Genomic DNA, 15,427 nt, shown 5'->3' with positions numbered 1-15,427 from the left:
CCGTCCCGCCCGTGCCGCTGTGCGGCGGACTCGCCGTCCCGCGCCCTCACAGGCCCGGCGCCGCCGTCACCACGCCCGCCGCGATGGCCGCGCCCAGGGTGCCGTGGTCGGCGGCGGTCCGGTCGGCGTAGGCGAGGGCGAAGTCGGCGACCGAGCGGTCGAAGGTGTCGGCGCCGCCGAGGTAGGCGGCGATGGCGACCCGGTCGCCGGAGCGGGCGTGCGCGCGGGCCAGGACGCTGCCGCACAGCCGGGCGTAGCCGGCCAGGGCCGCCGGGCCCAGGCCGGCCACGTCCACCGCGCCGCCCTTGGCCTCGCGCAGGTGCCGCCAGTAGAAGGCGCGGCCCTGGGGTCCGGTGACGGCGCCGAGGAAGAGGTCGGCACCGGCCTGGAGCAGCCGCTGCCCGGCGACGACCCGGTCCCCGGGGTGGACGTACGGCCCGCTCGGCAGATGCTCCTCCAGTACCGAGGTCCGCGCCTCCCTGATCCGCAGGAACAGCGGGTCGCCCGCGTCCCGCCCGGCGAGCAGCACGAGGAAGCAGCGCATGCCGACGCTGCCGACGCCGACGACCTCGCGGGCGGCGTCGGCGAAGCGGTAGCGGTCGAGGAGGCTGCGGCGCTCCTCGGGGAGGGTGGAGCGGTAGTCGCTGAAGAGCTTGCGCAGGGAGGCGGTGTCCGGGGCACCGGCGGGCTCCAGCAGCGGCGGGTCGTGGATGATCCGGCACCGCCCGTCCACCAGCTCGGTGAGCTTGCCGAGGGCCGGCAGGTGGGTGCGGCGGCGGGCCCGGGTGAGCGTGGCCCCGGCCCGCGCCCGGCGCCGTCCGGAGCGGACCAGGGGGCGCAGGCTCGCCGTGTCGATCCGCTCGTGCCAGACGGCCAGTTCGCCGAGTCCGGCCAGCCGGCGGACGGTCGTGCGGTATCCGGCGCAGGCGGCCCGGGCGGCGGCGCGCGCGGCTCCCTTGCCGTGGCCGTTCTCCAGGGCCGCGACGGCGACGCTGGCGGCGAGCCGCTTCACGTCCCATTCGAAGGGGCCGGGGAAGGTCTCGTCGAAGTCGTCCAGGTCGAACAGGAGGGTGCGGTCGGGGGCGGTGTACAGGCCGAAGTTCAGCAGATGGGCGTCGCCGCACAGCTGCACGGTGAGACCGGTGTGCGGGGCGGCGGCCAGATCGGCGGCCATCACCGCCGCGGCGCCGCACAGGAAGGCGAGCGGGGAGGCGGCCATCCGGCCGTACCGCACGGGCAGCAGCTCCGGAAGCCGGTCGCGGCCCTGCCGTTCCAGTACGGCGACCGGGTCGGGGCGCTCGGCGGACGGCAGCCAGAGGGCGTGCGCGGAACGGGCGACGCGCTTGCGGGCCTCCTTGCCGCGCCGGGCGCGGTCCTCCGGAGTACTCATACGGCGGCCTCCCTCGGCTCCTCCCGCGCAGCTCCTGCTCGCAGTGAAGGCGCGGGAGGAGCCGTCCGCACGCGGAGTACTCCGAACAGGTGACGGGAGACCGGGGCCGTTGTCAGTGCGGTGCGCGACCATGCAGGCAGGGATCGGCGTGAGGGGATGGTGGCATGCGGCACATCGGGGTGGAGGAGCGGCGGGCCCGGCTGGCGGTGCGGCACCGGCTGGCGGGGGCGGTCCGGGCGGCGCGGCCCGAGGAGGTCGCCGGCGCGCTGGTCGCCCTGCACGGCACGGATCCGGCGACGGTGTATCTGGCGCTGGCCGCGCGCCTGGCCGACCCGGCGCGGACGGTCCCGGAGACGGAGCGGGCGCTGTACGAGGACCGCACCCTGGTCCGGATGCACGGCATGCGGCACACCGTGTTCGTGTTCCCGGCCGAGCTGACGGCGGTCGTGCACGCTTCGACGGGGCTGGCGGTGGCCGCGCGGGAGCGGGCGCACCTGCTCCGGGACATGGCTCGGGCGGGCGCCCCGGACGCGGACTGGCTGGCGGAGGTGGAGAAGGCGACGCTGGCCGCGCTGGAGCGGCGGGGCCAGGCGACCGCGGCGGAGCTGTCGGCGGACGAGCCGCGGCTGCGCGAGCAGTTCGTGTACGGAGCGGGCAAGAGCTACGAGGGTGTGCACACGGTGTGTTCGCGCCTGCTGCGCGTCCTCGGGGTCGAGGGCAAGGTCGTCCGCGGGCGGCCGCTCGGCTCCTGGACGTCCGGGCAGTTCCGCTGGGCCCCGGCCCCGCCGCATCCGGAGCTGGACGGCGGCGTGGCCCGGGCGCGGCTGCTGGAGCGCTGGCTGAGAGCCTGCGGCCCGGCCACCGAGGCGGATCTGAAGTGGTGGACGGGGTGGCGGGTGAGCGAGGTCCGCGGGGCGCTGACGGCGATCGGGGCGCGCGAGGTGTCGCTGGCGGAGGGCACGGGCTATGTGGCGGACGGCGACACGGACCCGGTGCAGGCCCCGAAGGAGCCGTGGGCGGCGCTGCTGCCGGCTCTCGACCCGACGGCCATGGGCTGGCAGCAGCGGGACTGGTACCTCGAACCGGGCCTGCGGCCGCAGCTGTTCGACCGCAGCGGGAACGTGGGGCCGACCGTGTGGTGGAACGGCCGGGTGGTGGGCGGCTGGGCCCGGCGCGCGGACGGGGAGGTCGTGTGGCGGATCCTCGCGGACGGCGTGGGCGCGGAGGGCGAGGCGGCGATCGCGCGGGAGGCGGAGCGGTTGCGGGCCTGGGTGGGGGCGACGCGGATCACCCCGCGCTTCCGGACCCCGCTGGAGCGGGAGTTGTCGGCCTGAGACCGGCGCCGGGCGCCCCGGGCCACGGGGCGTCCGGCGCCGTACCTCATCGGCTGTACCGCAGCAGGGCGCGCACCATGTGGCAGGTGGTGGCGGACGGCGGGTGCACACCGATCCGCTCGGCGGTGCTGCGGATCGCCTCGTCGCCCGCCTGGTTCGGCGCGTAGACACCGGAGTCGAGCAGGGCTATGGCGAGGCGCATGGCCTTCAGCCGCCGGTTGTGCGTGACGTACCAGTCGCGCGGCCGTCCGGCCGGCAGCGGCCGCTTCACCACGGGCTCGTAGGGCGAGTCGAACAGCACGGAACGCTTGGTGGTGGACTGGGTCGGCAAGGGCTTCGGCTTCAGAGCGGCAGCGGGCACAGGCATCCTCCTGTCGCGGTCAGGGGGTCGTCCAGGGTTCCGGTGACCCCCTCGAACACTGCCTCCATTCTACTGCCGGGCACTGACAACGGGATGGCCGCGGAGTGCGCGAACTCCCAGGTCAGGCTGGAAATTGGCGCCGTGTCACACCAGGTTCGGAAGGTGCGGATGAGGCGGTCGGAATTCGAACACGCCGCCCTGGAGGCGCTGCGGCTGCTGCCGCCGGAGGGCGGGTAGCGTGGCGCGCATGGAAATCTGGATCAATCCTGCCTGCTCCAAGTGCCGTAGCGCGATCAGCCTGCTCGACGCCGAGGGCGCCGACTACACCGTCCGCCGCTACCTGGAGGACGTGCCGAGCGCGGACGAGATCAGGGCCGTACTGGAGCGGCTGCGCCTGGAGCCGTGGGACATCACCCGCACCGGCGAGGAGGCCGCCAAGGAACTGGGGCTGAAGGAGTGGCCGCGGGACGCGGAGTCGCGGGAGCGGTGGATCACGGCGCTCGCCGAGCACCCGAAGCTCATCCAGCGGCCGATCATCACCGCCGACGACGGTACGGCCCTGGTCGCCCGCACCGAGGAGGCCGTACGCGAGGCCCTGGCGCACAACAAGAGCTGAGCGCCGCTCAACTCCCCTGTGACTCAGGTTACTTGGGCAAGCGCTTCAGCGGCTGAGCAACCCTGTTCGGTATCTCGTACCTAGCGACGTACGCTCCCCTACCTCTTTCAGGAGGCGCGCATGTCGCGCAGGAGAACTCTCGGTACGAAGAAGAAGATCGCGCTGCTCGTCAGCGCCGCGGCGGTGGCCGGCGGCGGTGCCTTCGCGCTGGCCACCACGTCGAACGCCGCCCAGCCCGGCCGGCAGGCGCGGACCCTGTCGGCCGGGGACGCGGGCGTGTGCCAGGGGCTGGCCACGGCGCTCGGCAACAACCAGAAGTTCATCGACGGCCAGAAGGCGCATCCGGACGGCCAGTCGGCGGCCCGGATCGCCAACCGGCAGGCGGTGATCGACCAGATCAAGGTCCAGCAGAAGGCCGCCGGATGCACCGTCGGGGAGTCGGCTCAGGGCTCCCAGACGGCACAGGACGGCACCGCCGGACAGGCCGGGCAGCAGGCGGGCGGACAGGCCTCGCAGCAGGCCGGCGGACAAGCCTCGCAACAGGCGGGCCAGCAGGCCGGCGGACAGCAGGGCCAGCAGGCCGCCGGACAGGCGGGCGCGCAGTCCGGTCAGCAGGTCTGCAAGGGCTCCACCGTGACCCTGTCCGGCGAGGCCGGTGCCCCGGCCGCGTCCAGCGGGCAGTTCCCGGCGGGGACCACCCTGAAGGTCACCAACCTGGACAACAACAAGTCCACGACGGTGAAGGTCACCTCCGTCTCCGGCAGTTGCGTGCTGCTCAACAACGCGGCCTTCGAACAGGTCAGGGAGCCCGGCAAGTTCCTGATCCGGCACGCGCTGATCGAGAAGGTGGGGTGAGGCTCAGGATCCGGACAGGAACGCGGTGAGGCGGCCGGCCACGTCGTCGTCGGGCCCCGCGGACTGGGGCAGCGCGTGGTGGGAGACCCCCGGCAGGATCGCCGTCCGCACGCGCGGCAGCAGTGCGCGCGCCCGGTCGGCCACCTCACCCGCCGCATGGGTCCTGCTGTTCGCGGCCACGAGCAGCAGGACCGGCAGGTCCAGCGCGCGCAGCGCGTCCGGCGCCGGGCGCGGGCCGGTCACCGGCCGCTCGGCGGGGAAGCCTGCGGCGGCCTCCTGGAGCCGCAGCCAGTCGGGGTCCAGGTCCGTCCGCCCGGTCTCCCACTCCAGGAAGGCGCGGACCCGGCCGGGTGCGGGCCTGAGCAGCATCGGCAGCGCGCGCAGCAGGTAGGACTTCCGGTACCCGGCGAAGCACTGGGTCGGATCCAGGAGGAACAGCCGGCGCACCCGGGCGCGGGAGCGCAGCGCGTGGTGCAGGGCGATCCAGCCGCCGTACGAGTGTCCGCCCACGTCGGCGGCGCCGGCGCCGAGGCCGTCGAGAAGGGCGTCCAGCCAGACCGCGAGATCGTCGGCCGTGCGCAGCGGGCGGGCGTCGGCCGGGGTGCCGAGGCCGGGGCGGCCGATCAGGTCCGCGGCGTACACCCGCCGGATCCGGGACAGCTCGGCGGCCTGGGCGTACCAGGAAGCGGCGGTCGCCCCGTCGCCGCCGGGCAGGAGCAGCAGCGGGGGCGCGTCGCGCGGACCGCAGGCGTTGACATGGGTGTCCCCGAAGGGGGTGGAGACGAACAGGGACTCCCGGTCAGCGGGCCATTTCGCCAGCACCCTGTCGTACGCAACCCGGAAGGCGTCGCTGTCGTACCCGGCCGTGGAAACCATCGGAGTACCCCCTTATTATCTCGCTCAGCAAGATATTCGCTGAACGAGATAGTAGCGTGGAGGCCCTGTGGAGACGGACCCGGTATCAGGACCCGAGCTGGAGACCGTCCATCTGCTGCGGGCCGTCGCCGTCGAGCTGGGCCTGCACAGCGGCCGGTTCGCGCAGGAGTACGGCATGCACCCCACGGACGTACGCGCCCTGATCGCGCTCATGGACGCGCGGCGGGCCGGCGAGGAGCTGACCGCGGGACGGCTCGGCGCCGCGCTCGGCCTGAACTCGGCGGGCACCACCGCGCTCGTGGACCGGCTGGAGCGGGCCGGGCACGTACGCCGGGTGCGCGGGACACAGGACCGGCGGCGGGTGGTGATCGAGGTGGAGGAACGCGCCGTCGCCCTCGGCTGGTCCTTCTTCGGCCCGCTGATCGAGCGCTGCCTGGAGCTGCTGCGCGGCTACGACGAGCGCGAGCGGGCCGCGATCCACGGGTTTCTCGACGGGGTGCGGCGGGCCGCGGCGGACGCGTCCCATACCCCGCCCGCCGGCACCTCACAAGGTGACCCGCAGCACAAAACCACCAGGTAACACGGGGTTCACATTCGAGCAATGACCGGGAAACCGCCTGTTGACAGGCTGCGCGGCAGATCGAGCGGCGCCCCAGTGCCGCAGCGCCGCAGCACCCGCACGCCGGTGCGCCCGACCCACCCCCGAAGGATGTGGCCCCGTGACCTTCAAGGCTGAGTACATCTGGATCGACGGCACCGAGCCGACGGCCAAGCTCCGTTCCAAGACGAAGATCATCACGGGTTCCCCGGCCGGTCTCGACGCGCTGCCGATCTGGGGCTTCGACGGCTCCTCCACCAACCAGGCCGAGGGGCACTCCTCGGACCGCGTCCTCAAGCCGGTCTTCACCTGCCCGGACCCGATCCGCGGCGGCGACGACATCCTGGTGCTGTGCGAGGTCCTCGACATCGACATGACCCCGCACTCCTCCAACACCCGGGCCGCGCTGGCCGAGGTCGCGGAGCGGTTCGCCGCGCAGGAGCCGATCTTCGGCATCGAGCAGGAGTACACCTTCTTCGACGGCGCCCGCCCGCTGGGCTTCCCCGAGGGCGGCTTCCCGGCCCCCCAGGGCGGCTACTACTGCGGTGTCGGCGCCGACGAGATCTTCGGCCGTGAGATCGTCGAGGCCCACCTGGACAACTGCCTGAAGGCGGGCCTGGGCATCTCCGGCATCAACGCCGAGGTCATGCCCGGCCAGTGGGAGTTCCAGGTCGGCCCGCTGGCCCCGCTGGAGGTCTCCGACCAGCTGTGGGTGGCCCGCTGGCTGCTCTACCGCACCGCCGAGGACTTCGGCGTCTCCGCCACCCTCGACCCCAAGCCGGTCAAGGGCGACTGGAACGGCGCCGGCGCGCACACCAACTTCTCCACCAAGGCGATGCGCGAGGGCTACGACGCGATCATCACCGCGTGCGAGTCGCTCGGCGAGGGCTCCAAGCCGCTCGACCACGTCAAGAACTACGGCGCCGGCATCGACGACCGGCTGACCGGTCTGCACGAGACCGCCCCGTGGAACGAGTACTCCTACGGCGTCTCGAACCGCGGTGCCTCGGTCCGCATCCCGTGGCAGGTCGAGAAGGACGGCAAGGGCTACATCGAGGACCGCCGTCCGAACGCCAACGTCGACCCGTACGTGGTGACCCGCCTGCTGGTGGACACCTGCTGCTCCGCCCTGGAGAAGGCCAGCCAGGTCTGATCCGCCCGCTCGTCCGCAGGGGCGCCCGCCGTGACGGCGGGCGCCCCTGCCGCATGCCCGGCGCCCGCCCTGCCCCGCTCCCCCGTCCGCGAGTTGCCGGTGACACCAGGGTCGTCGGAGCGGACCGGGTCTGCTTCAATAGGCGCATGGCCGGCTTCCAGAAGAACCTCGCGACGGGTCGTCACGACCTCGAGCCCTTCTGGCCGTCCCGTCAGCACCACGACTTCGACCGGATGTGTTGTCGCGCGACCACCGCGCGGACCCGCTGAAGCCGTAACTCCCGGCCCCGGTCGGCGCGAAACGACGTACGTCCCCGACGCACTCCTCGCGCGAAAGAGCTGACCTCTCATGGCGATCACCCGTTCCCTGCCCTCCCCTTCCCCCGTCGCCCCCTCCCCCGTCGGCGCCCGGCACCGGCTGCGCGCCGTCGCCCCGGACGAGGCCTTCGACATCGCGGAGCTGCTGCCGCCGGGCGCCACCTGGCTGCCCGCCCCGCAGCACACCCTGCCCGCGCTGCCCGGCCGGCCGCCGATGGTCGGCTACCTGGTGCTGGTCCCCGCCGACCAGCACCCGCCGTTCACCCCGGTCGCCGTACCGGATCCGGTCGCCGTGCCGGACCCGGCCGACGACGCCGCGGCCGGCCCGCCCGATCCCCTGGTCCGCGTCGACCTCACCCGGCGCACCGCCAGCGTCGACGGCCACGCACTGGACCTCACCTACCTGGAGTTCGAGCTGCTCGCCCACCTGGTGGCGAACCCGCACCGGGTGCACACCCGCGACCAGCTGGTCTCCACGGTGTGGGGGTACGGCCATGTCGGCGACGGCCGTACCGTCGACGTGCATGTCGCCCGGCTGCGCCGCAAGCTGGGCGAGCACCGCCGGGCGATCCAGACGGTGCGCCGGGTCGGCTACAAGTACACTCCGCCGGCCGGGCGCTGAACCCCGTCGTTCTGCCGACGGCAGAGCGCTCTTCCCGCCCCGGCTCCCGGGCGGGCAGGCTCCCCGGTATGAGACTTCTGGTGCTGGGCGGTACGGAGTTCGTGGGACGGGCCGTCGTGGAGGCCGCGCTCGACCGCGGCTGGGAGGTGACCGTCTTCAACCGGGGGCGCCGCGAGCCCCCCGCCGGGGTGCGGTCGCTGACCGGTGACCGCGCCTCCCCGGACGGCCTGGCCTCCCTCGCCGCGCACCCGGGCACCTGGGACGCGGTCGTCGACACCTGGTCCGGTGAGCCTCGTGCCGTACGGGGGTCGGCACGAGCCTTGCGGGAGCGGGCCGGACGGTATGTGTACGTCTCCAGCCGCTCGGTGTACGCCTGGCCCTGGCCGCCCGGGGTCGCCGAGGACGCCGCCGCGCTGGTCGAGGGGGCGTCCGCCGACGCCGGGACGTCTGACTACGCCCGGGACAAGCGGGGCGGTGAACTGGCCGCCGTGGCGGAGTTCGGCGCCGCACGCTCGGTGCTGGTGCGGGCCGGGCTGATCCTCGGCCCGTACGAGAACGTCGGCCGGCTGCCCTGGTGGCTGTCCCGGACGGCCCGCGGCGGCCCGGTCCTGGCGCCGGGGCCGGCCGGGCTGCCGCTCCAGTACGTCGATGTGCGCGACCTCGCCCAGTGGCTGCTCGGCGCGGTGGAGCAGGGGGCGAGCGGGCCGTACAACCTCGTGAGCCCGCCCGGCCACACCACCATGGGCGAACTGCTGCGGGCCTGCGCCGAGGTGACCGGCGCGGGCGCCGAGCTGCGCTGGACCGACCCGGAGACGATCCTGGCCGCCGGCATAGAACCGTGGACCCAGCTGCCGGTCTGGGTGCCGCCCGGCGAGGAGTGGGCCGGCGCGCACGGGGCGGACGTCTCCCGGGCGCTGGAGACCGGGCTGGTGTGCCGGCCGGTGACGGAGACCGTCGCGGACACCTGGCGCTGGCTGACCGGGATCGGCGGCGAGGCGCCCCGCCGCCCGGACCGGCCCGCCGTCGGGCTGGATCCGGACGTGGAGGCCAGGGTGCTGGCCCTGGCGAGCCAACTTCCTGTTTCTGAAGGGAATTTGTGAGACCGGTGAACACCTCCGGGGCGGCGCCCGTATGGAAGGGCGCCGCTTCACTCCTGTCGGGCGCCTCGCTGCCGCCCCGCAAGGAAGTCAGAGGAGTTCCATGGGACGCAACACACGCAAACGCCGTACGCCACCGGCCACCAAGGCGCTAGCCGCAGCGGCGGCCCTAGCGCTCGGTGGGGGCGGGCTGCTCTGGGCGAACTTCTACGCCTCGGCGCACGAGTCGGACAACCAGATGTGGGGAGGCAACCAGACGAAGGCCGCGACCGCGCAGGTCGCGACCATCTCCTGCCCCGACGTCGGCCAGAAGCTGACGAACGTGCCGAACGCCGCCCGCTGGGGTGTCGCACAGGAGCTGTCGAACCTCGACAAGCAGATCACCGAGGCCTACACCCGGCTCGCCTCCACCCGGGACGCGCAGTCGAAGGACCCCAGCTTCGTGCAGAACGCGATCGTCGGTCCGCTGAAGGAGAAGCGGTCGGCGACGATCAACCGGATCCGCATCGACGTCCAGCGCGCCGGCGGCAGCTTCGACAACTCGCTCGCCCAGCTCGCCTCCTGCACGACGCAGTCCGCCAACCAGACCACCGCTGGGGGGAACAACGGTGGCCAGCAGAACAACACCGGCGGTCAGCAGCAGGGCGGTGCCGGCCAGCAGGGCGGTGCCGGGCAGAACATCGGTGGCCAGGCCGGCAACGGCCCCGTCGCGGCGGACTTCGTGGACATCACCAAGGTCGCCCCGAACGTCCAGGCCAAGCCGCGCCAGACCGGCAACGCCTCGACGGGCACGTTCGTCACCCGCTGCGGGGTGAACGCCAACAAGAACCACAACACCGACAACGTCATCGTGGCGCCCGGAGTGACCAACGGCGCGCACCACCTGCACGACTACGTCGGCAACCAGAAGATCAACGCCTTCGCCAGCAACCAGACGTTCCTCCAGGGCGGCACCAGCTGCCAGAACAAGAACGACCTGTCGGCGTACTACTGGCCGGTGGTCCGGGTCCAGGACGGCACCCAGGACTTCGACCAGAACGCCCTCGGCGGTGGCAAGGAGGGCAACGCCGGCCGGATCCTGACCCCGGTGGCCGCGCAGATCAAGTACGTGGGCAGCCCGGCGAGCAAGGTGGTGCCGATGCCGCAGTTCCTGCGGATCATCACCGGTGACGCCAAGACCACCACCAACGGCCTGGCGAACGCCAACGCGCACTGGAGCTGCACCGGCTTCGAGAACAAGGTCCAGCTGACGCAGCAGTACCCGATCTGTCCGCAGGGCAGCAAGGTGGTGCGGACCTTCGCCTTCCAGAGCTGCTGGGACGGGCAGAACATCGACAGCGCCAACCACCGTACGCACGTGGCCTTCCCGGACCCGGCGAGCGGGGTCTGCCCGAACGGCTTCAAGGCCATCCCGCAGCTGACCATGCGGCTGGTCTACAACATCACCCCGCCGACCGTGCAGAACGGCCAGGTGAAGAACGCCTACGCGGTGGACGGCTTCCCGGAGCAGCTGCACAAGCCGGCCACGGACCACGACGACTTCATCAGCATCACGACCGGCGGTCTGGCCAACCAGATCGCGAACTGCATCAACCGCGGCGCCAACTGCGCCTGACCCCGCCCCACCCAGCGGACGGGCCGTGAACGAGGCCGGTGACGGAAGCCCCCCTCCCGTCACCGGCCTTCCGCGTGCCCGGGGCCGCGCTCAGCCGCCGTGCATATGGCGGTGGTCGGTGCCCATCTCGACGTCACCGCCGAGCGTTCCCCGCAGCGCCCGGACCGTGCCGTCGTCGCCGACGGCGACCCACTTGCGGCCGACGAGGTAGTAACCGCCGTAGTCCTTCGCGTCGTTGATCCACTCGCGCTGGCCGCGGTCGGTGGCGAAGGTCGCGAGGATGAACTTGCCTTCCTTGTTGGCGCAGATGGCCTGGCGGATCTCGTCGGCGTCCGTCTGCATGTCCGGTGTGCAGCGCACCGCGGCGGCCAGCTTCTCCAGGCTGCCGGTCGCGGTCGGCGGCACCTTCGCGGTCGTACCGCCGGCGCCGCAGCCGCCCAGCGCGAGGACCGCGGCGGCGGCGAGCATCGGTCGGGTCAGCCTCATCTGTTCCTCCGGATCGTGTGGCCCACAGCATGCGTCAGCTCCTTCGGATACGGCTCCCGGCCGCGGAGCGCTCAAATCCGGGGCCGCGCCGGAGCGGGCCACCCGGTCGGGGGGTGACCGATCAACGCGTCGCTCGTTTTCCCGGACGTGCAGTCACAGGATGTAGCCCAGCGTCACGCACCCGCCTCCTCCGGAGCAGCCGGCCCGGTCGACGTCGAGCAGGCCGAGGCCGCGCTCGTCGAGCACTATCCACGGCTGGTCCGCATCGCCTACCTGGTACTGCCCCCCGGCCTCGGCCGCAGCCGCCGTGTGCTCACCGCGCACGCACTGGTCCAGCGGGCCCTGCCCCGCGGCCGCGGCCGGCGGTCGACGATCCCGGCCCAGACCGGCCGCCGGGACGCCGACCCCGGGTACGCCTTCCTGCGTGAGCGGGTGCTGCGTTCGGCGCTGGAGGCGGCCCGGCCCCGCGCGGGCCTGCCCAAACTGTCCCAGCTGCCGCCGCTGCTGCCGCAGGTGTGGGGCCTCAGGCTCTTCCCGCGCCCCGGCGGCGCCGACGAACTCGCCCTGGACCAGCGGCTGTCCGCGCTGTCCGGGCCGGCCCGCGCCGCCTATGTGCTGCGCGGCCTGGACCAGCTGTCCGACGCCGAGGTGCGCAAGGTGCTCACGGCCGCCGGGGTGGACGACCCGGGCGGCGCGCTGGCCACCGCGGACGGCGTGCCCGCGCAGGGTCCGCTGCTCGACTCCCCCGAGTTCGACCCCTGTTCGCTCCAGGCCCGGCCCACCGATCTGGTGCGCCGCCGTCAGCACACCAGGGCCGCGCTCGCCGCGGCCGCCGCGCTCGCGGTGTGCGGCGCGCTGGTCGCGCTGCCGGGCGACGGCTGGGGCCCGGACGGCGCCGCCGCGCCCGCCTACGCCGAGAACCCGTCCGCCGAGGCCGCCCTCGATCCGGGCAGGCTGGTGCGGATCTCCCCCACCGCCTGGAAGACCTCGGCGCGCACCGACTTCTCGGTGTGGCCCGCGCGCGGCCCGCTCACCGGGGACACCGCGCTGCTGCGCCGGGCGCTCGCCGTCTGGGCCCGCCCCGGGCAGACCGTCCGGGTCTCGGCGACCCCCGGCACCCAGACCGGCGGCCCGGCGGGCCCGCCGCAACTGCTGTACGCGGGCGAGGTGGACACCGCCCGGGTGGTGATCCTCTACGACGGTCTGCGCATCGCCCGCTACGCCGAGCCGAAGGACGGCACCGCGGGCGCGGCCCTGGACTTCGCCCGGGTCGACGGCGCGACCGGCGCCGAGGCGAGCGCGCTGGTGCTGGGCCGCGCCGACGGCAACGTCCGCTATCTGACCGCCCCCTGGGTGCGCAGGGCGGCGGCGCGGGACCTGATGAAGCCGGCCTCGGCGGCGACCCCGCTGACCGTCACGGACGGGGTCACCGCACCGCTGGCCAGCCCGGCGTTGCAGCCCGGTGCCTGCACCTCGTGGACCGTGCTCCAGCTGACCGACGCCTCCGGGACCCGGCTCTCCACCGACCTCGGCGAGCTGGTCCCGGCCCATCTGACCGCGGGGCGGCCCGGTGTGCCCGGCGAGGCGTCCGGGGCGGCGGGGCTGCGTGCGTGGGCGCCGTTCGCCTGCTCGCTGGCGGCCGAGCGGGCGGCCGGGGTGCGCACCGTCAACGCGTGGCCGTACGCCGAGCAGCCGCTGCCCGACGGCAGCGGGGCGGGTGACTGGGTGTGCACCCGGGCCGACACCTGGCGCGGTGACGGCACGGTGGCGCTGGCCCAGTTCCGCACCCCGAACGGGCCGGTCGGCGCGGCCGTCGCCAAGGGTGTGGACGTGCCGGCCTGCGGGCCGCGGGATCCGCATGTGCTGGCCGGGGTGCTGTGGAAGTCCGGTGGCGGGCACTGGTATCTGCTGGCGGCGGGTGACCCGCGGACGGCGTCGATCCGGGCCACGGGCGGGGTCACCGCCTCCGGCCCGGGCGCGCTGCTGGCGGCGCGGGCCACGCAGGGGGCGCAGGCGGAGCTGAAGGGCACCCTGGCGGACGGGCGTACGGTCACCGGACTGCACTAGTTGACACTGGCGTCAACAAGCTTGGTCGCGGGGGTTCTCAGGGGGCCTACCCGCCAGTACATTGACGCCATGTCTAACACGCAGGCCCGGGTGCCGCTCACGGCACGCAAGGTGTCCTTCTCCTGGGACGGCACCCCGTTGCACTGGGTGCCGGGGGATCCGTTCACCACCCACACCATCAATGTGCTGCACCTGCTGCTGCCGGCCGGTGAGCGGTGGTTCGTGCACGTGTACAAGCAGGTGCTGCCGTACATCCGCGACGAGCGGCTGCGCGAGGACGTCATCGGGTTCATCGGCCAGGAGGCCATGCACTCCCAGGCCCATGACGAGGTGCTGCCGCACCTGCGCGAGCAGGGGCTCGACCCGACGCCGTACACCGCGCAGGTCGACTGGTTCTTCGAGAAGCTGCTCGGCGACCGGACGCTGCCGCCGGGCAGGCCGCGCCGGTGGTGGCTGCTGGAGCGGGTCGCACTCATCGCGGCGATCGAGCACTACACCGCCTTCCTCGGCAACTGGGTGCTCAACGCCGAGCAGCTGGACCGGTGCGGCGCCGACCCGACCATGCTGGACCTGCTGCGCTGGCACGGCGCCGAGGAGGTCGAGCACCGCTCGGTCGCCTTCGAGCTGTTCCTGCACCTGGACGGCAGCTACCGGCGGCGCGCCCGGACCTGGGCCACGGCCTTCACGGCGCTGGTGTTCCTGTGGCAGCGGGGGGTGCGGTTCTTCATGGAGAACGACCCGACGCTGGTCGACGGCAAGGCCTCCTTCAAGGACTTCTACCTGCGGGGCAGGAGCGGCCTGCTGCCCTCGACCGGGGACATGCTGCGGTCCATCCCCCGCTATCTGAGCCGGGACTACCACCCCTCGCAGGAGGGCGACACCGAGCAGGCGGTCGCCTATCTGGCCTCCTCCCCCGCGGCCACGGCGGCGGAGAAGAGGGCCGCGTGATGCCGCAGCCCCGCGCCCTCGCCACCGCCGCGCTCCTCGCGGGCGCCGCCCTGCTGACCCGGCGCGCCCTGCGCCGGCGCATCCAGGACTCGCCGCTGTGGCCGCTGCCCGCGCTGGACCCGCCGGTCTCCGGCCGGCCGCGTTCCCGGGCGCTGCGACTGCTGCTCACCTCCCACGAGACGGTCGCCGACGGGGTCGTACGGCTCCGGCTGGAGGGCGAGGCGCTGCCCCGCTGGGAGCCGGGCGCGCATCTGGACCTGGTGCTGCCCTCGGGGCTGGTGCGGCAGTACTCGCTGTGCGGGGACCCCGAGGACACCTCGGGCTACACGGTCGCCACCCGGCTGGTGGCGGACGGGCGGGGCGGCTCGCGGGAGGTGCACGAGCAGCTGGCCGAGGGCATGGAGCTGGAGGTGCGCGGGCCGCGGAACCGTTTCCCGCTGGTCACGGCCGACTCCTATGTCTTCGTCGCCGGCGGGATCGGCATCACCCCCCTTCTGCCGATGCTGCGGGCGCTGCCGGACGGCGCTCGCCGGCGGCTGCTGTACTGCGGCCGGACCCGGGCGTCGATGCCGTTCCTGGCCGAAGTGCGGGAGCTGGCCGGGGACCGGCTGACGCTGGTCGCCGAGGACGAGGACGGACGGCCGGACCTGGACGCCCTGTTCGCCGAGGTGCCGGAGGGCACGGCGGTGTACTGCTGTGGCCCCGAGGGGCTGATGGCGGCGGTGGCGGAGCGGCTGCCCGAGGGCGCCGCGCTGCACCTGGAGCGGTTCGCCCCGCGCACGGCCACCGAGGGCGACACGGAGTTCGAGGTCGAACTGCGGCGCAGCGGGCGGACGGTGACCGTGCCGGCCGGCTCCACCGTGCTGGACGCCGTACGCCGGGAGCTGCCGGACACCCCCTACTCCTGCCGGCAGGGTTTCTGCGGGACCTGCCAACAGCGGGTGCTGGAGGGGGAGATCGACCACCGGGACGAGCTGCTCACGGACGCGGAGCGTGGTGACTCGATGCTGCTCTGTGTATCGCGTGCACGAAGTGATCGATTGGTGCTGGACATGTGAACACCACCGATCCGAACCGGTCGGTAAGGTGTTC

At 73.7% G+C, this 15,427-nt stretch carries 16 protein-coding genes; 12 read left to right on the top strand and 4 right to left on the bottom strand.

Features of this window, described 5'->3' with window-relative positions:
• Positions 1 to 46: 46 nt before the first annotated feature.
• Positions 47 to 1,390, bottom strand: coding sequence for a DUF2252 domain-containing protein (locus ACWCV9_RS10350; RefSeq protein ID WP_450785429.1), 1,344 nt, complete (start codon positions 1,388 to 1,390; stop codon positions 47 to 49).
• 164 nt (positions 1,391 to 1,554) lie between these two features.
• On the opposite strand from ACWCV9_RS10350, the gene ACWCV9_RS10345 reads away from it, so the two are divergent.
• Entirely contained in the window at positions 1,555 to 2,724 is a 1,170-nt protein-coding gene (locus ACWCV9_RS10345; RefSeq protein ID WP_450785428.1) for a winged helix DNA-binding domain-containing protein, read from the top strand.
• A 46-nt stretch (positions 2,725 to 2,770) separates the two neighbouring features.
• Here the strand turns inward: ACWCV9_RS10345 and ACWCV9_RS10340 are convergent, their stop codons facing one another.
• A complete protein-coding gene (locus tag ACWCV9_RS10340) occupies positions 2,771 to 3,085 on the bottom strand; it encodes a hypothetical protein (protein ID WP_450785426.1) in 315 nt (104 codons plus the stop codon).
• 247 nt (positions 3,086 to 3,332) lie between these two features.
• Between ACWCV9_RS10340 and ACWCV9_RS10335 the strand changes: the two genes are divergently transcribed.
• Entirely contained in the window at positions 3,333 to 3,701 is a 369-nt protein-coding gene (locus tag ACWCV9_RS10335; RefSeq protein ID WP_450785424.1) for an arsenate reductase family protein, read from the top strand.
• Between the two features lie 120 nt (positions 3,702 to 3,821).
• Positions 3,822 to 4,556, top strand: coding sequence for a hypothetical protein (locus tag ACWCV9_RS10330; RefSeq protein ID WP_450785422.1), 735 nt, complete (start codon positions 3,822 to 3,824; stop codon positions 4,554 to 4,556).
• Between the two features lie 3 nt (positions 4,557 to 4,559).
• On the opposite strand, the gene ACWCV9_RS10325 is transcribed toward ACWCV9_RS10330, so the two are convergent.
• Positions 4,560 to 5,432 (bottom strand): alpha/beta fold hydrolase, encoded by an 873-nt coding sequence (locus ACWCV9_RS10325; RefSeq protein WP_450785420.1) that lies wholly within the window; start codon positions 5,430 to 5,432, stop codon positions 4,560 to 4,562.
• Between the two features lie 67 nt (positions 5,433 to 5,499).
• Between ACWCV9_RS10325 and ACWCV9_RS10320 the strand changes: the two genes are divergently transcribed.
• The 6 genes from ACWCV9_RS10320 to ACWCV9_RS10295 all read left to right on the top strand — a co-directional run bounded on the left by ACWCV9_RS10320 (position 5,500) and on the right by ACWCV9_RS10295 (position 10,834).
• The gene (locus ACWCV9_RS10320; protein ID WP_450785419.1) at positions 5,500 to 6,012 is read left to right on the top strand and encodes a MarR family winged helix-turn-helix transcriptional regulator; all 513 of its coding nucleotides are present in this window, start codon (positions 5,500 to 5,502) and stop codon (positions 6,010 to 6,012) included.
• A 139-nt stretch (positions 6,013 to 6,151) separates the two neighbouring features.
• Positions 6,152 to 7,183, top strand: coding sequence for a glutamine synthetase (gene glnII, locus ACWCV9_RS10315; protein WP_450785417.1), 1,032 nt, complete (start codon positions 6,152 to 6,154; stop codon positions 7,181 to 7,183).
• A gap of 146 nt (positions 7,184 to 7,329) precedes the next feature.
• The gene (locus ACWCV9_RS10310; RefSeq protein ID WP_385845100.1) at positions 7,330 to 7,452 is read left to right on the top strand and encodes a hypothetical protein; all 123 of its coding nucleotides are present in this window, start codon (positions 7,330 to 7,332) and stop codon (positions 7,450 to 7,452) included.
• Between the two features lie 79 nt (positions 7,453 to 7,531).
• Positions 7,532 to 8,122 carry a winged helix-turn-helix domain-containing protein gene (locus ACWCV9_RS10305; protein WP_450785415.1) on the top strand — a complete coding sequence of 197 codons (591 nt, stop codon included), beginning with the start codon at positions 7,532 to 7,534 and terminating at the stop codon, positions 8,120 to 8,122.
• Positions 8,123 to 8,190: 68 nt separating this feature from the next.
• Complete coding sequence (locus tag ACWCV9_RS10300) at positions 8,191 to 9,222, top strand: SDR family oxidoreductase (protein WP_450785413.1); 1,032 nt, start codon at positions 8,191 to 8,193, stop codon at positions 9,220 to 9,222.
• A 100-nt stretch (positions 9,223 to 9,322) separates the two neighbouring features.
• A complete protein-coding gene (locus tag ACWCV9_RS10295; protein WP_450785411.1) occupies positions 9,323 to 10,834 on the top strand; it encodes a DUF1996 domain-containing protein in 1,512 nt (503 codons plus the stop codon).
• A gap of 90 nt (positions 10,835 to 10,924) precedes the next feature.
• On the opposite strand, the gene ACWCV9_RS10290 is transcribed toward ACWCV9_RS10295, so the two are convergent.
• Positions 10,925 to 11,320 (bottom strand): hypothetical protein, encoded by a 396-nt coding sequence (locus tag ACWCV9_RS10290; RefSeq protein ID WP_450785410.1) that lies wholly within the window; start codon positions 11,318 to 11,320, stop codon positions 10,925 to 10,927.
• Positions 11,321 to 11,467: 147 nt separating this feature from the next.
• On the opposite strand from ACWCV9_RS10290, the gene ACWCV9_RS10285 reads away from it, so the two are divergent.
• From ACWCV9_RS10285 to ACWCV9_RS10275, 3 genes are all read left to right on the top strand, one after another.
• Positions 11,468 to 13,387, top strand: a complete 1,920-nt coding sequence (locus tag ACWCV9_RS10285; RefSeq protein WP_450785408.1) for a hypothetical protein — start codon at positions 11,468 to 11,470, stop codon at positions 13,385 to 13,387.
• 69 nt (positions 13,388 to 13,456) lie between these two features.
• Positions 13,457 to 14,335: a metal-dependent hydrolase gene (locus ACWCV9_RS10280; RefSeq protein ID WP_450785406.1), complete on the top strand. Its 879-nt coding sequence runs from the start codon at positions 13,457 to 13,459 to the stop codon at positions 14,333 to 14,335.
• The gene (locus ACWCV9_RS10275; RefSeq protein ID WP_450785404.1) at positions 14,335 to 15,393 is read left to right on the top strand and encodes a PDR/VanB family oxidoreductase; all 1,059 of its coding nucleotides are present in this window, start codon (positions 14,335 to 14,337) and stop codon (positions 15,391 to 15,393) included. The genes ACWCV9_RS10280 and ACWCV9_RS10275 overlap by 1 nt, the downstream gene beginning before the upstream one ends.
• The last annotated feature ends 34 nt before the right edge of the window (positions 15,394 to 15,427 follow it).

The sequence above is a fragment of the Streptomyces sp. NPDC001606 genome, assembly GCF_053596835.1.
This window is presented reverse-complemented; position numbering and strand designations above follow the sequence as displayed.

Bases quoted from the DNA above. Each gene is read 5' to 3' on its own strand.
- ACWCV9_RS10350 (WP_450785429.1), bottom strand. From the start codon at position 1,390: ATGAGTACTCCGGAGGACCGCGCCCGGCGCGGCAAGGAGGCCCGCAAG.
- ACWCV9_RS10345 (WP_450785428.1), top strand. From the start codon at position 1,555: ATGCGGCACATCGGGGTGGAGGAGCGGCGGGCCCGGCTGGCGGTGCGG.
- ACWCV9_RS10335 (WP_450785424.1), top strand. From the start codon at position 3,333: ATGGAAATCTGGATCAATCCTGCCTGCTCCAAGTGCCGTAGCGCGATC.
- ACWCV9_RS10330 (WP_450785422.1), top strand. From the start codon at position 3,822: ATGTCGCGCAGGAGAACTCTCGGTACGAAGAAGAAGATCGCGCTGCTC.
- ACWCV9_RS10325 (WP_450785420.1), bottom strand. From the start codon at position 5,432: ATGGTTTCCACGGCCGGGTACGACAGCGACGCCTTCCGGGTTGCGTAC.
- ACWCV9_RS10310 (WP_385845100.1), top strand. From the start codon at position 7,330: ATGGCCGGCTTCCAGAAGAACCTCGCGACGGGTCGTCACGACCTCGAG.
- ACWCV9_RS10305 (WP_450785415.1), top strand. From the start codon at position 7,532: ATGGCGATCACCCGTTCCCTGCCCTCCCCTTCCCCCGTCGCCCCCTCC.
- ACWCV9_RS10300 (WP_450785413.1), top strand. From the start codon at position 8,191: ATGAGACTTCTGGTGCTGGGCGGTACGGAGTTCGTGGGACGGGCCGTC.
- ACWCV9_RS10295 (WP_450785411.1), top strand. From the start codon at position 9,323: ATGGGACGCAACACACGCAAACGCCGTACGCCACCGGCCACCAAGGCG.
- ACWCV9_RS10290 (WP_450785410.1), bottom strand. From the start codon at position 11,320: ATGAGGCTGACCCGACCGATGCTCGCCGCCGCCGCGGTCCTCGCGCTG.
- ACWCV9_RS10280 (WP_450785406.1), top strand. From the start codon at position 13,457: ATGTCTAACACGCAGGCCCGGGTGCCGCTCACGGCACGCAAGGTGTCC.
- ACWCV9_RS10275 (WP_450785404.1), top strand. From the start codon at position 14,335: ATGCCGCAGCCCCGCGCCCTCGCCACCGCCGCGCTCCTCGCGGGCGCC.